We start from the raw sequence: 14,321 nt of genomic DNA on the forward strand, positions 1-14,321 counted from the left end.
CCGGGTGACGATGGAGCTCCGCGTGGTGGTGGACGACCCGGGCGACCCGCGCAGCCGCGAGGTCCCACTGGACTTCCCCCGGGAGTGGATCGAGTTCGCCGACCCGGCGGACGAGAATCACCTGATCCGGGCGGACCTGACCTGGCTGCTCTCCCGCTGGACCTGCATCTTCGGCCAGGGTTGCCACGGCATCATCGCCGGCCGGGCCGCCGACGGCTGCTGCTCGCACGGCGCGTTCTTCACCGACTCCGACGACGAGAAGCGGGTCCGCAACGCCGTCAAGCGGCTCACCCCGTCGACCTGGCAGCACTTCCGGCGTGGGTTCCGGAACTGGACCGACGAGGACACCATCGACGGCAAGACCCCGGCCCGCCGGACCGCCACCCAGGGCACCGAGGGGCCGTGCGTGTTCCTCAACGACGCCGACTTCGCTGGCGGGGGCGGCTGCGCGCTGCACGCCCAGGCGCTCCGCGACGGGGTGCACCCGCTGGAGTACAAGCCGGACGTCTGCTGGCAGCTGCCCATCCGGCGGGACCAGGACTGGGTCAAGCGGCCGGACAACACCAAGGTGCTGGTCTCCACGCTGTCGGAGTTCGACCGGCGGGGCTGGGGTGCCGGCGGGCACGACCTGGACTGGTGGTGCACCTCCTCGACGGACGCGCACGTCGGCGCCGAGCCGATGTACCTCTCGTACTCCCCCGAGCTGACCGCGCTGATCGGCGCGGCCGCGTACGAGCGGCTGGCCGAGCTGTGCGCCGCCCGGACGAAGCAGGGCCTGGTCGCCCCGCACCCCGCCGACGACATCTGACGAGTACGGCGGTCGACCCCACCTCGGAGCCGGTCGGTCGGTGTCGTGCTCCGTAACCGCTATCGAGCTGCCCCAGATGTGGGGCAGCCCCCAGGCCACTTGATGCGGGACAGCACCCAGGTCACGTGGCGAACAGATCCGGCGCGCGGGTCAGGCATCTCGTATTCGGGGCAGCTCGATACGCCACCCGCGCGGCAGAGTTGGGTCAACAGGTCGACCGCCATCTTCAACGTCAAGGTCGTCCTCTGACCGATGCCGGAAACGCCGAAGGGGGCCCGCGCCGCGCGCGGGCCCCCTTCGGTACGCCGATCACGGCTCGAACTTGTAGCCCAGACCCCGAACGGTGACGATGAAGCGCGGCGCGGACGGCTCCGGCTCGATCTTGGAGCGCAGCCGCTTGACGTGCACGTCCAGCGTCTTGGTGTCACCGACGTAGTCGGCGCCCCAGACCCGGTCGATGAGCTGACCCCGGGTCAGCACCCGGCCGGCGTTGCGCAGCAGCAGCTCCAGCAGCTCGAACTCCTTGAGTGGCAGCTGCACCGCGCCACCCTCGACGGTCACCACGTGCCGCTCGATGTCCATCCGCACCGGCCCGGCGGCCAGCGTCGGGACACCCGCGTCGGCCACCTCGGGGCTCTGCCGGCGCAGCACCGCCCGGATCCGGGCCACCAACTCCCGGGGCGAGTACGGCTTGGTGACGTAGTCGTCGGCGCCGATCTCCAGCCCGACCACCTTGTCGATCTCGCTGTCCCGGGCGGTGACCATGATGATCGGCACGGCCGAGCGCTGCCGGAGCTGCCGGCAGACCTCGGTGCCCGACATCTCGGGCAACATCAGGTCGAGCAGCACGATGTCCGCGCCGGTTCGGTCGAACTCGGTGAGGGCGTCGGTGCCGGTCGCGGCGACCGAAACCTCGAAGCCCTCCTTACGGAGCATGTACGACAGGGCGTCGGAGAACGACTCCTCGTCCTCGACCACCAGAACGCGGCTCAACGGGGTGTTCCTTTCATTGCTGTCAGACCTGCCGTAGCTCGGCCGGACCGGCCTCGATCCCAGCCGGCGGCAGTGTCGCCAGCAGGTCGTCCGGTGGACTGGCGGGCAGCCGGAGGGTGAACGTCGATCCACCACCAAGAGTGCTCGACACCTCCACCCTTCCGCCATGGTTGCTCGCGATGTGTTTGACGATGGCCAATCCGAGCCCGGTGCCGCCGGTGGCACGCGAGCGGGCCTGGTCGGCCCGGTAGAACCGCTCGAAGACCCGGTCCACGTCCGTCGGGGCGATGCCGATGCCCTGGTCGGCGACGGCGATCTCGACGTGTTCGTCGTCACCGCGGGTGGTGACCCGCACCGTGGTGTCGTCGCCGGAGTAGTTGATCGCGTTCTCCACCAGGTTCGCCACCGCCGTGGCGAGCTGGGTGTCGCTGCCGTACACGGTGAGGCCGCGCTCGCCGGTCACCGTCACCTCGACGCCCCGGGCGGAGGCGGTGGTGCGGGTCCGGTCGACCACCTCGGCGATCACCCAGTCCAGCGCGACCGGCTCCGCTGGCGGCTGCGGCTCGGCGCCCTGCAACCGGGTCAGCTCCAGCAACTCCTGCACCAGCCGGCCCAGCCGGGTCGACTCGTGCTGGATCCGTTCGGCGAACCGACGGGCGGCGACCAGGTCCTCGGAGAGGTCGGGCGTCGCGGCGTCGGCCGGCTCGGTGGCGTCCAGCAAGGCCTCGGCGAGCAGCTGGAGCGCCCCGATCGGGGTCTTGAGCTCGTGACTCACATTGGCCACGAAGTCGCGTCGCACCCGGGCCAGCCGGTGCGACTCCGTCACGTCGACCGCTTCCACCGCGATGAAGCCGTTGCCGAGACCCATCGCCCGCAGGTGCACGCCGAGCGGGTTCTCCCCCGCGCTGTCGCGACCCCGGGGCAGGTCCAGCTCGATCTCGCGCCGCACCCCGGTGCGCCGCACCTGGCCAGCGAGAGTACGGATCAACGGGTGCGCGGCGATCGACCCTGCGGTACTGCCGGTACGCAGCAGACCCATCGCGCGGGCGGCCGGGTTGATCAGCACGGGCACGTCGTTGTCATCCAGCACCACGACACCGGCCCGGAGCGAGTCGATCGTCCGGCGGCCGAGCCCGGCCTGTTGCTCGTCGACTATCGCGGGCCTCCCCCTGCTCCAGCGGGAGCTCACGCTCCCCGTCGACGTGGAGAGGCCGTCCCGCGTCCGCAGGAACCGGGGCAGCAGGAAACCGGCGGCCAACCCGGCCACCAACGCCACGGCCACCACGACCGCCACCACCCACTCCACCCGGCGATCGTAGGGTCATTGTTAACCTGGCTACCACACAGACCAGGACGAACCACCCTCACTTTCGCGAATGTTCACCCCTGCGTCCGGTGCCGTTCACCGGGGTTCATCCGGGGTCCGTCCGCGCCACCTACCGTTGGCGTCGCACCTGCTCAACCCCTGCGCCGGCACCCGTCGGCGGCGACCGACCACAGGACGTGATGATGCGCGACGAGTTCCGGGCCGACCTCCAGATCGTCAGCCAACTGCTGGTGGACATGGCGGAGGGCGTCCGCGCCGCCATGCGCCAGGCCACCCGGGCCCTGCTCACCGCCGACCGGCAGGCCGCCGAGACGGTCATCGAGCGGGACGCCGAGATCGACGACCTCTACCGGCACGTGGAGGAGCGGGTCTGTGACCTGCTCGCCCGGCAGGCGCCGGTCGCCTCCGACCTGCGCGCCATGATCACCGCACTGCACGTGGCCGCCGACCTGGAGCGGATGGGCGACCTTGCCGACCACGTGGCGAAGACGGCGCTGCGCCGGCACCCCTCGCCCGCCGTACCGGCCGAGCTGCGGACGATCTTCACCGAGATGGCCGAGATCGCCGACCGGATGGCCGTGAAGATCGGCTCGGTGCTGGCCAAGCCCGACGCCGACCTGGCCGGCGAACTGGACCGCGACGACGACGCGATGGACGAGCTGCACAAGAACCTGTTCGCCGTGCTGCTCGGCGACGACTGGCCGTACGGGGTGGAGACCGCGATCGACGCCACCCTGCTGGGCCGCTTCTACGAGCGCTTCGCCGACCACGCGGTCAACGCCGGTGAGCACGTGGTCTACCTGATCACCGGGCAGACCTCGCCCACGGCGAGCTGATCCACGTACGGCGAAGGCCCCCGGGTTCCCGGGGGCCTTCGTCGTAGGCTCAGCGGCCCTGGTTGGCCACCGCGGCGGCGGCCGCCTTGGCGGCGTTCGGGTCGAGGTACGTGCCACCCAGGGTGAGCGGGCGCAGCTGCGGGTCGAGGTCGTAGCGCAGCGGGATGCCGGTCGGGATGTTCAGCTTGGCGATCGCCTCGTCGGAGATCTGGTCGAGGTGCTTGACCAGGGCGCGCAGCGAGTTGCCGTGCGCGGCCACCAGCACCGTCCGGCCGGCCAGGATGTCCGGCACGATCGAGTCGTACCAGTACGGCAGCATCCGGTCGACGACGTCCTTGAGGCACTCGGTGCGCGGCATCAGCTCGGTCGGCAGCAGCGCGTACCGCGGGTCGCCCACCTGCGACCACTCGTCGTCGTCCGCGATCGGCGGCGGCGGGGTGTCGTACGACCGGCGCCAGAGCATGAACTGCTCCTCGCCATACTCCTCCAGGGTCTGCTTCTTGTTCTTGCCCTGCAGGGCGCCGTAGTGCCGCTCGTTGAGCCGCCACGACCGGCGCACCGCGATCCAGTGCCGGTCGGCGGCGTTCAGCGCCAGCTCGGCGGTGCGGATCGCCCGGCGCATCACGCTGGTGTGCACGACGTCCGGCAGCAGACTGTGCTCGCGCATCAGCTCGCCGCCGCGCCGCGCCTCATCCTCGCCCTTCTCGGTCAGGTCGACGTCCACCCAGCCGGTGAAGAGGTTCTTGGCATTCCAGTCGCTCTCACCGTGCCGCAGCAGGACCAGCGTCCCGACGGTGGGCCCCTCGCTCGCAGTCATGCGGATCATCCTGCCCCACCCGGGGACGTGACACGCGGGCACCCGTGGTGACGACCACCACGTGAAAAAGCGGGTGACCTGCGGATCCGCCCAGCACTAGGGTTGTAAGGCGCTGTAGTCACATCGGTCATTACTTGCAAGCGGGGGAACCACGTGCGGACGATGCGGAGCTGGTTCCGGGACACCACCGGCGGCCTGCCCACCACTTTCTGGTACCTGTGGAGCGGCACCCTGATCAACCGGCTCGGCTCGTTCGTGCTCGTCTTCCTCGCCATCTACCTGACCCAGGAACGCGGCTTCTCCGCGTCCCAGGCCGGCCTGGTGCTCGGCCTGTGGGGCGTCGGCGGCGCGATCGGCACCACCGCCGGCGGCACCCTGGCCGACCGGTGGGGACGGCGACCCACGTTGCTCACCGCGCACGTGGGCGCGGCCGCCATGATGCTGGGCCTCGGGCTGGCCCGGGACCTCTGGGCGGTGGCGCTGGGTGCGCTGCTGCTCGGCATGTTCGCCGAGGCGGCCCGGCCCGCGTTCGGTGCCATGATGATCGACGTGGTGCCGGCGAAGGACCGCCTGCGCGCCTTCTCGCTCAACTACTGGGCCATCAACCTGGGCTTCGCCTGCGCCGCCATCCTCGCCGGCCTCGCCGCGCAGGCGAACTACCTGCTGCTGTTCGTGGTAGACGCGGCCACCATGCTGATCACCGCGCTGATCATCTTCGTGAAGGTGCCGGAGACCCAGCAGACCGGACGTACCGTCACCCCTGCGGCCACCGCCCAACGCGGCGCACTGCGCACCATCCTCAACGACCGGGTCTACCTCGGCTTCGTGGCGCTGAACCTGTTCGCCGCGCTGGTCTTCCTCCAGCACATCTCGATGCTGCCGATCGCCATGGGCGACGACGGTCTCAGCCCGGCCACCTACGGCTCGGTGATCGCGCTCAACGGCGTCCTGATCGTGGTCGGCCAACTCTTCGTGCCCCGACTGATCCGGGGCCGGAGCCGCTCGCACGTGCTCGCGCTGGCCGCCGTGGTGATGGGTGTCGGGTTCGGGCTGACCGCGTTCGCCGGCACCCCCTGGTTCTACGGGCTGACCGTGCTGATCTGGACGGTCGGCGAGATGCTGAACTCACCGTCCAACTCCACCCTGATCGCCGAGCTGTCCCCGGCCGAGCTGCGTGGCCGGTACCAGGGCGTCTTCTCCCTCTCCTGGCAGATCGCCGGGGCCTGTGCGCCGATCCTCGGCGGCCTGGTGCGCGAGCACGCCGGCAACGACACGCTCTGGTTCGGCTGCGCCGCGATCGGCGTCCTGACCGCGGTGGCCCACCTGGTGTCCGGCCCGGCGCGCGAGCGCCGCGCCACGGCGCTGCGTCGCTCCGGCGAGGCGCTGGCACCGGTTGAGAACCCCCGGCCGCCGGCTTCGCAGCCCGCCGAGGCTGCCGTCTGACGGTGGCCCCATCGCTGTGACGAAGGGCCCATGATCAGAAAATCGACTAGCGGGACCGGGCCCGAGTTCCTACCGTGCAGGAGAAACGGTTAGGAAACTGAACTGTCGGGAGGTCGGGTGCACACCCTGCGGCGCTGGTGGCACGACACCGCAGGTGGGCTCCCCGCCACCTTCTGGTACCTCTGGGCCGGCCTGCTCATCAACCGAGCCGGCGCGTTCGCCATGCTCTTCCTGTCGCTGTACCTCACCGACGCGCGGGGGGCCAGCGAGGCGCTGGCCGGCACGGTGGTCGGCGCGTACGGGGCCGGTGGGGCGGCCGGCGTCCTGCTCGGCGGGGTGCTGGCCGACCGGTGGGGTCGCCGAGCCACCCTGCTCGCCGCGCACCTGGCCACCGCCGGCCTGATGGTGGCACTGGCCTTCAGCCGACCCCTGGTGCTGATCGCGGTGCTCTCCGCGCTGGTCGGCGTGGTGCACTCGATGCCGAGCCCGGCCTTCGTCGCGGCGATCGTCGACGTGGTGCCCGCGCAGCGTCGCTCGCGCGCGTTCAACCTCCAGTTCTGGGCGTTCAACCTGGGCATGGCGGTCGCCTCGCTGCTCGCCGGCGTGCTGGCCGAGGCGAGCTTCACCGCGCTGTTCCTGGTGGACGCGGGCGCCACCCTGGCCGCCGCCGGCGTGATCGCCTGGAAGGTGCCGGAGACGCTTCGACGCACCGCACCGACGGCTGACCTCCCGCCGCCCACCCCATCGGCGCCGGGGGCGAGCCGGGTTCGGCAGCCGGGCCTGCACACCGCACTCACCGACCGGACCTTCCTGGTCTTCGTCGGGCTCACCTTCGTGCTGGCCGTACTCACCCTGCAGACCTCGACGATCATGCCGCTGGCCATGCGCGCGGACGGCCTGGGTCCGTCGGCGTACGGGCTGGTGGTGGCGCTCGGCGGAGCGCTGATCGTGATCGGCCAGTTGTTCGTGCCCCGGCTGATCGACCGGCATCGCAAGGCCGTCGTGCTGGCGGCCTCGACCGCCCTGCTCGCGCTCGGCTTCGGCGTGCTCGCCGTCGCCGACGAACTGGCCGTTTACCTGGGCGCCGCGGTGGTCTGGACGGTCGGCTCGATGCTCGCCGCCCCGCCCAACGCGCAGATCAACGCGGATCTGGCGCCGCCGCAGCTGCGCGCGCGGTATCAGTCGGTCTTCTACCTGACGTTCCCGGCCGCGGCGTTCGTCGCACCCACGCTCGGCGGGGTGAGCCTGCAATACCTCGGCGACCGGCACTGGCTGATCGTCGGCGGGCTCGGCCTGCTGGCCGCGCTCGGCCACCTGCTGGCCGGACCGCCCCGGGAGCGGCACGTCGCCGCGCTGCGCCGGGCTGCCGACCGGGAGCCGACACCGCCCGCGGACCGCGTGCCGGCCGCGTGACCGACCCACCCCGCCCACGGGGTACGACAGACGCAAAGCGCCCACCACGGCCCGAAGGTCGTGGTGGGCGCCCGCCGGCGGGGCCGGCGGCGGCGGGCAACACTCACCCCCGTAAGCATCGCCCGCTCACGCCGCCGGTCCAAACAGGTGGGCACCGTCCCCCAACGGTTGATCCACCCGTCCCCTCGCGTCTCGCTCGGTGCACGGATCTGATCGATCCGCCGCTCCCCCGAACGTTTCCAAGCGTGACGCGGTGCAATAAAGCTAGTTCGCCCGGATTCTGGATTCAACCCAGATCGGCTGTCTCGCCGATCACAACTCGCGAGTATCCGCTGTTCGGGCCTCGGTCTTTGGTAACAGCCGCATACCCGTCGCGCATTCCCGCAAACACCTCAACCGTCCTCTCGATCCGGTGATTCCGTCCGGAAGAAGTTGCTCTGCCGACCATCGCGCATCTGCTCCTGATAAATCAGGTTCAGCCGGCGCAGGTCGAAAGTGTGGAACCACGCATCCCAGGTGATCTCGCGGATCCGGCTGCTCTCCCGGTAACCGGGGATGTTGAAGGTCAAAACCCCCGCCCGGCCGTCCCGCTCGGTGCCGGCGATGGTCGCCGGCTTCGCCCCGCGTTCCCGGGCCCACCGCATGATCACCTCGTGGTTCGCCGTGATCAGGCTCCGTCCCGGGCGCTCCGGCCGGTCCGCGATCGACGAGATCACCTGCGAGCTGCGAACCGATCGCCCGGTGCTTCGCCCTACCCGGATCCCACCCGCCGTCGTGCCACCGCCGGCCGGCCGGCTCGGCGCAGCGCGCTTCGCGGGCGCCGCCCGCTTCGCCGCCGGTCGCGCCGGGGCCTTCTTCGCCGGGGCCTTCTTCGCGGGCGCGGTGCGGGCCGTAGTCGTCTTGCGCGCCGGCGCCGTCTTGCGGGCGGCCGCCGTCTTACGGGCGGCAACCGTCTTACGTGCCGGCGTCGTCTTGCGGGCAGCCGTCGCCTTGCGGGCGGTCGTCGACTTGCGCGCGGGTGCAGTCTTGCGCGCGGCCGTCGTCTTACGGGCGGGCGCGGTCTTACGGGCGGCCGTCGACTTCGCCGCTGCCGTCGTCTTCTTCGCGGCGGCTGTCTTCCTCGCCGCCGTTGTCTTCTTCGCGGCGGTCGTTTTCTTCGCCGCCGCTGTCTTTCGCACGGCGGCCGTTTTCTTCGCGGCGGCCCGCTTCGCGGGGGCGCTCTTGTTCGCCGGCGCGGCCTTCGCGCGGCTCGGCACCGCCCTGGCCGCCGACTTCTTCGTCGCGGCGGCACGGCCCGCCGACGCCCTGGTGCCGGTGGCCCGGCCGGCCGGGCCGGTGCTGCGTCGGCCGGCCCCGCCACGCTCGGCCCGCAACGAGCGCACCAACTGTTTCACCAGGTCGGGCTTGCGCAGTGCGGAGATCCCGGAGACCCCGCGTTTGCGCAGCTGCCCGCGGATGTCGTCCACCCGCATCCGGGAGATCTCCGACTCGGAGATCCCCGGTGTGTTCGGCGTCTGGTTGCCAGCCTGTCGTTTGGTAGTGGTCGCAGTCCCGCCGCGACCTGAGCTGTTCCGCTGAGCCATGGGACGCTCACGCTCCTCGACACTCCGTCCTCGGCGCGCGGGGGTCCCTGTGCCGCACCGCGCGGTGCGGCATACCCGTCAGGAGCGGTCCGAACCACCAGCCGGCAGACAGTCGGGTCGGACCGGTCAGGACAGACGGTCAGGCGGGGTCTGGGCCCACCGTCAGGCGGGGTCGGGGCCGGTGCCGGAGGGCTCGAAGAGGTGGGCGAAGGCGGCCAGGTTGGCCGTCGACTCACCGCGCTTGACCCGCCACTCGTACTCCCGACGGATGGAGCTGCCGAAGCCGATCTCCAACATGGTGTCGAAGGACTCGTCGGCGTACGTGAGCACCGCGCCGAGCAGCCGGTCCAGCTCGTCGGCGTCCACCCCGGCCGGATTGACCCGCCCGGTCAGGTACACGTCGCCGACCGCGTCCGTGGAGAAGGAGACCCCGTACATCCGTGCGTTGCGCTGCAACAGCCAGGCCCACAGCTCCTCGCGCCGCTCGTCCGGCTGACGCATCACGAACGCCTCGACGCGTAGCGCATGCTCGCCGACGATCAGGTTGCAGACCGTCTTGAGCTTGTGGGTGCCCGGCAGGGTCACCGCGTACGAACCCGGCCCGGTCGACTCCCAGGCCAGGTCCCGCTCGGCACAGACGGACTCGATCAGGGTCGCAAGATCGCTCTTCGGGCTCACCGGACCCACTCTACGACCGACCCCGCCGGTGTACCCGACGGCGACCGGTAGCCCCGGTCACCAGGAGCAGGAGAGCGCGGGATCGCCCGCCAGGTCGGCGGCGAGGCGGGCACGGTGCGCCGTGATCGCCTCGCCGTAGACGGCGAGCAGGCCGGCGACCGTACGGTCCCAGGAGAAATGGCGGGCGTGCTGCTCGGCGCCTCGGGACAGCTCCGCCCGCCAGGCCTGATCCGGCAGCAGGCGGGCCAGCGCGACCGCCCAGTCCGCCGGGTCGTGCCCGTCGATCAGCACCCCGCTCACCTGGTCCCGCACGGCGGTGACCAGCCCGCCGACGGCGGCGGCCAGTACGGGCGTACCGCAGGCCTGCGCCTCCAGGGCGACCAGCCCGAAGGACTCGTTGTGCGACGGCACCGCGACCAGGTCGGCGGCCCGGTACAGGGCGGGCAGGTCGTCCCCGGTCTGCGGAGGCAGGAAGCGCACCCGGTCGGTGACCCCCAGGGTGGCGGCCAGCTCGATCAGCGCGGTGGGCCGGTCCAGCCCGCTGCCGCTGGGGCCCCCGCAGATCGCCACGGTCACCTCGTCTGCCAGGGCCGGGTCACGCTCCCGCAGCGCGGCGACCGCGCGGATCAGCACGTCGGGGGCCTTGAGCGGCTGGATCCGACCGACGAAGGCCACCACGTACCCGTCGACCGGCAGCCCCAGCCGGCGGCGGGCCGCCCGGGTGGCTGCGGACCGGTCGCCCGGCGCGGGCCGGAACCGCTCCAGGTCGACGCCCGGCGGGACGACGGCGACCTGGGTCGGGTCGGCGTCGTACCGTTCGACGAGGTCGCGGGCCTCCACCCGGGTGTTGGCGACCAGACGGTTCGCCTCGGCGACCACCTGCTCCTCGCCGATCACCCGGGCCTTGGGTTCCGGCCGGTCGCCGGCTGCGAGCTGGGCGTTCTTGACCTTCGCCAGGGTGTGCGCGGTGTGCACCAGCGGCACCCCCCAGCGCTCCTTGGCCAGCCAGCCGACCTGGCCCGAGAGCCAGTAGTGGGAGTGGATCAGGTCGTAGTGCCCGGGCGGGCGGGACGCCTCGGCCCGCAGCACCCCGGCCGTGAAGGCGCAGAGCTGGCCGGGCAGTTCCTCCTTGGTGAGCCCTTCCAGCGGGCCGGAGGTGATGTGCCGGACCTGCACGCCGGGGGCCATCTCGACCACCGGGGGCAGGTCGCCGGAGGTGGCCCGGGTGAAGATCTCCACCTCGACGTTGGCCTCGGCGAGGCGCCGGGCGACCTCGAGGATGTAGACGTTCATTCCGCCAGCGTCGCCCGTGCCGGGCTGGTGCAGCGGGGAGGTGTGTACGGACAGGGTCGCGATACGACGGGGCCGGGGCCACGGTTGCGTACCTCGCTGACGACCGACACCGGTGTGCAGTTCCGCCACGTCCGCTCCTCTTGTCACGGTTAATGCCGTCGCACGACCGGCGCTTCTCGCTCAACCTGTACGCCGGATGTCATCTTCCCCATCGGGCTACGGAAATTCCCCGGCGGTCCCCTGGGGGTGACGGACCTCATCTCCGTGCCCGCCTGCGGCGGCCCCCACGCCCGCCCGGAGCGGGTCAGATCGGCGGGGTGACAATGACGGGATGACCTCTGTCGCCATCGTCACCGGAGCGTCCAGCGGGATCGGCGCGGCCACCGCCCGCCGGCTCGCCGCCGAGGGTTTCCACGTGCTCGCCGCCGCCCGCCGCCCCGACCGGCTCGCCGACCTGGTCGCCGAGATCACCTCCGCCGGTGGAAAGGCCACCGCGGTGACCTGCGACGTCACCTCGGACGAGTCGGTGGCCGGGCTGGCCGAGGCCGCCGCACGGGCACCCGGGCCGGTGACCCTGCTGGTCAACAACGCCGGTGGCGCGCGCGGCCTGGAGCCGGTGGAGTCCGGGTCGGTCGCCGACTGGCAGTGGATGTACGACGTCAACGTGCTCGGCACGCTGCGGGTGACCCAGGCGCTGCTGCCGGCTCTGGAGGCGTCGGGCGCGGGCACCATCGTGGTGGTCTCGTCCACCGCCGGCCTGACCGTGTACGAGGGCGGGGGCGGCTACACCGCCGCGAAGCACGCGCAGACCGCCATCGCCGGCACGCTCCGGCTGGAACTGTGCGGTCGGCCGCTGCGAGTGATCGAGATCGATCCGGGCATGGTGAAGACCGACGAGTTCGGCCTGGTCCGTTTCGGCGGCGACGCGGAGCGAGCCGCCGCCGTCTACGCCGGGGTGCCCGGGCCGCTGGTCGCCGAGGACGTGGCCGACTGCATCGCCTGGTGCGCCACCCGCCCGGAGCACGTCAACGTGGACCGGCTGGTGGTCCGGCCGCGGGCGCAGGCTGCCCAGCACAAGGTGCACCGCGTCGGCCAGTGAAGCGCGAGGAGTGAGCCGGGGCGGGAGGTCAGGATGAGCGGAGCGGCGCGACGCCGGCCGCTCGGCGTGGTCACCCGGGGCACGACCAACCCGAACCGGCTCCGCCGGGTGGACAACTGGATCGTCGCCACCTGCGCCGACCGACTGCGGGCAACGGCCGACCCCCTGGTGGTCGATCTCGGCTACGGCGCCACCCCGGTGACCGCGGTGGAGCTGCGGGCCCGGCTGGCCGCCGGGGTCCGTCCGGACGTACGACTGGTCGGGCTGGAGATCGATCCGGCCCGGGTGGCCGCCGCGGCACCGGCCGCCGACCCGCCCGGCCTGACCTTCGCTCGCGGCGGGTTCGAGCTGGCTGGGCTCCGGCCGGTGCTGGTGCGCGCGTTCAACGTGCTGCGCCAGTACGACGAGAGCGAGGTGCCCGAGGCCTGGCGGACGATGACCGCCGCGCTCGCCCCGGGCGGGGCGCTCATCGAGGGCACCTGCGACGAGTTGGGCCGGCTCGCCAGCTGGCTGCTGATCGACTCTGACGGCCCCCGGACGCTGACCCTGGCCGCGAAGCTCGTCACGTTGGGTAGCCCCGCCGAGCTGGCCGAGCGGTTGCCCAAGTCGCTGATCCACCGCAACGTCCCCGGTGAACCGGTGCACGATCTGATCCGGGCGCTGGACGACGCCTGGCAGGCCGCCGCCCCGTACGCCCCCTTCGGCCCCCGCCAGCGCTGGCTACGAGCCGTAACCCAGCTCAAGAGCACCGACTGGCCCATCCTCGACGGCCCGCACCGCTGGCGCCAGGGCGAACTGACCCTCCCCTGGCCCACCATCGCCCCCCGAACCTGACCGCAGTCCCCGCGCTTTCGCCGCTTTTGCACCGTCAAGGCCGGTTTGCCCCATCAGCGCGAGATCGGCGAGGGGTGCCGGGGCGGGATCACACCGTGCAGTTGATGAGGACGGGTTCCGGGTGGAGGGTTACGCCGAAGCGGGTGTGCACCGTGTCGCGGATGTCGCGGGCCAGGGCGATCAGGTCGGCAGTGTGAGCCGTGCCGGTGCGGTTGGTGAGTGCCAGCGTGTGCTTGCTGGAGATGGCCACCCCGTCCGGGCCCGGGTGGCCCTTGACGAAGCCGGCCTTGTCGATCAGCCAGGCAGCGCTCACCTTGACCGTGTCGTCGGCCCCGGGCCAGTGGGGCGGCTCGCCCAGCTCGACGGCGCGCTCCCGGAGCAGCTCGTACGTCGCCCGGTCGAGCACCGGGTTGGTGAAGAAGGAGCCGACCGAGCGAGTGTCGGGGTCGGTGGCGTCGAGCACCATGCCCTTACCGGCGCGCAGCCGCAGCACCGCCGCCCGGGCGTCCGCCAGCGGCACCCGCTCGCCCACCTCGACTCCGAGCGCCCGGCCCAGCTCGGCGTAGCGCACCGGGCCGGAGAGTGGGGACCGGGCGAGCCGGAAGTCGACGGAGAGCACCACCCAGCGGTCCCGGTACTTGAAGATGCTGCCCCGGTAGGCGAACCCGCAGTCGGCCGCCGGGATGAACTGACGGGTGCCCTCGACCCGGTCGTACACCTCGACCCCGGTGATGGTCTCGGCGACCTCCTGGCCGTACGCGCCGACGTTCTGGATCGGGGTGGCACCGGTTGAGCCGGGGATGCCGGAGAGGCACTCCACGCCGGCCCAGCCGTTGGCCACCGTGGCGGCGACCAGGTCGTCCCACGGCTCGCCGGCCTCGACCCGTACGGTGACCGACCCGGCATCCTCGGCGACGACCCGCAGGCCACCGGAGCGCACCAGGACGACCGTGCCGGGGAAGCCGGCGTCGCCGATCACCACGTTGCTGCCGCCCGCGAGGATCAGGACCGGCTCGTCCGCGGCCTGCACGGCCCGGATGATCTCGTCGGCACTGCCCGCGGCCACGATGCGCCCGGCCGGCCCGCCCATCCGCAGCGTGGTGTAGCTGGCCAGTGGACCAGGGATGGCACGATCGGCTTCGGTTGTCGACTGGGCGTAGGCGTCTGACACGTCTTTCACCTTAGGCTGAGGGGTAG

Annotated in this window: 13 protein-coding genes; 6 read left to right on the forward strand and 7 right to left on the reverse strand. The window is 72.0% G+C overall.

The genetic code is table 11. The annotated features are described in order from the left end of the window. Positions 1-10: 10 nt before the first annotated feature. Positions 11-808 (forward strand): hypothetical protein, encoded by a 798-nt coding sequence (locus ACFY29_RS19885; RefSeq protein ID WP_386988526.1) that lies wholly within the window; start codon positions 11-13, stop codon positions 806-808. 309 nt (positions 809-1,117) lie between these two features. Here ACFY29_RS19885 and ACFY29_RS19890 read toward each other — a convergent pair whose 3' ends face one another. Both ACFY29_RS19890 and ACFY29_RS19895 read right to left on the reverse strand, forming a co-directional pair. Next, a complete protein-coding gene (locus ACFY29_RS19890; protein ID WP_328420801.1) occupies positions 1,118-1,801 on the reverse strand; it encodes a response regulator transcription factor in 684 nt (227 codons plus the stop codon). A 22-nt stretch (positions 1,802-1,823) separates the two neighbouring features. After that, positions 1,824-3,107 carry a sensor histidine kinase gene (locus tag ACFY29_RS19895; RefSeq protein WP_386988055.1) on the reverse strand — a complete coding sequence of 428 codons (1,284 nt, stop codon included), beginning with the start codon at positions 3,105-3,107 and terminating at the stop codon, positions 1,824-1,826. Positions 3,108-3,310: 203 nt separating this feature from the next. On the opposite strand from ACFY29_RS19895, the gene phoU reads away from it, so the two are divergent. Further along, positions 3,311-3,964, forward strand: a complete 654-nt coding sequence (gene phoU, locus ACFY29_RS19900) for a phosphate signaling complex protein PhoU (protein ID WP_328420805.1) — start codon at positions 3,311-3,313, stop codon at positions 3,962-3,964. A 49-nt stretch (positions 3,965-4,013) separates the two neighbouring features. Here the strand turns inward: phoU and ACFY29_RS19905 are convergent, their stop codons facing one another. Then, positions 4,014-4,781 (reverse strand): phosphoglyceromutase, encoded by a 768-nt coding sequence (locus ACFY29_RS19905; RefSeq protein WP_386988058.1) that lies wholly within the window; start codon positions 4,779-4,781, stop codon positions 4,014-4,016. A 153-nt stretch (positions 4,782-4,934) separates the two neighbouring features. On the opposite strand from ACFY29_RS19905, the gene ACFY29_RS19910 reads away from it, so the two are divergent. Continuing rightward, positions 4,935-6,224 carry an MFS transporter gene (locus ACFY29_RS19910; RefSeq protein ID WP_328420810.1) on the forward strand — a complete coding sequence of 430 codons (1,290 nt, stop codon included), beginning with the start codon at positions 4,935-4,937 and terminating at the stop codon, positions 6,222-6,224. 117 nt (positions 6,225-6,341) lie between these two features. Continuing rightward, positions 6,342-7,637 carry an MFS transporter gene (locus ACFY29_RS19915; RefSeq protein WP_386988061.1) on the forward strand — a complete coding sequence of 432 codons (1,296 nt, stop codon included), beginning with the start codon at positions 6,342-6,344 and terminating at the stop codon, positions 7,635-7,637. 392 nt (positions 7,638-8,029) lie between these two features. Here the strand turns inward: ACFY29_RS19915 and ACFY29_RS19920 are convergent, their stop codons facing one another. From ACFY29_RS19920 to mshA, 3 genes are all read right to left on the reverse strand, one after another. Continuing rightward, positions 8,030-9,220 (reverse strand): hypothetical protein, encoded by a 1,191-nt coding sequence (locus ACFY29_RS19920; protein ID WP_386988064.1) that lies wholly within the window; start codon positions 9,218-9,220, stop codon positions 8,030-8,032. Between the two features lie 162 nt (positions 9,221-9,382). After that, positions 9,383-9,898: a YbjN domain-containing protein gene (locus ACFY29_RS19925; protein WP_355601586.1), complete on the reverse strand. Its 516-nt coding sequence runs from the start codon at positions 9,896-9,898 to the stop codon at positions 9,383-9,385. Positions 9,899-9,955: 57 nt separating this feature from the next. Beyond that, positions 9,956-11,320 (reverse strand): D-inositol-3-phosphate glycosyltransferase, encoded by a 1,365-nt coding sequence (gene mshA, locus ACFY29_RS19930; RefSeq protein WP_328420816.1) that lies wholly within the window; start codon positions 11,318-11,320, stop codon positions 9,956-9,958. Positions 11,321-11,522: 202 nt separating this feature from the next. Here mshA and ACFY29_RS19935 point away from each other — a divergent pair, with 202 nt between their 5' ends. Together ACFY29_RS19935 and ACFY29_RS19940 are read left to right on the forward strand one after the other, a co-directional pair. Further along, the gene (locus tag ACFY29_RS19935) at positions 11,523-12,290 is read left to right on the forward strand and encodes an SDR family oxidoreductase (RefSeq protein ID WP_386988070.1); all 768 of its coding nucleotides are present in this window, start codon (positions 11,523-11,525) and stop codon (positions 12,288-12,290) included. Between the two features lie 33 nt (positions 12,291-12,323). Then, positions 12,324-13,124 carry a class I SAM-dependent methyltransferase gene (locus tag ACFY29_RS19940; RefSeq protein WP_386988073.1) on the forward strand — a complete coding sequence of 267 codons (801 nt, stop codon included), beginning with the start codon at positions 12,324-12,326 and terminating at the stop codon, positions 13,122-13,124. 88 nt (positions 13,125-13,212) lie between these two features. On the opposite strand, the gene ACFY29_RS19945 is transcribed toward ACFY29_RS19940, so the two are convergent. Further along, entirely contained in the window at positions 13,213-14,295 is a 1,083-nt protein-coding gene (locus ACFY29_RS19945; RefSeq protein WP_328420821.1) for a UDP-N-acetylmuramate dehydrogenase, read from the reverse strand. Between the last annotated feature and the right edge of the window lie 26 nt (positions 14,296-14,321).

It is taken from the genome of Micromonospora sp. NPDC000668, from assembly GCF_042897975.1.
In the GTDB taxonomy this organism is placed as follows: Bacteria; Actinomycetota; Actinomycetes; order Mycobacteriales; family Micromonosporaceae; genus Micromonospora.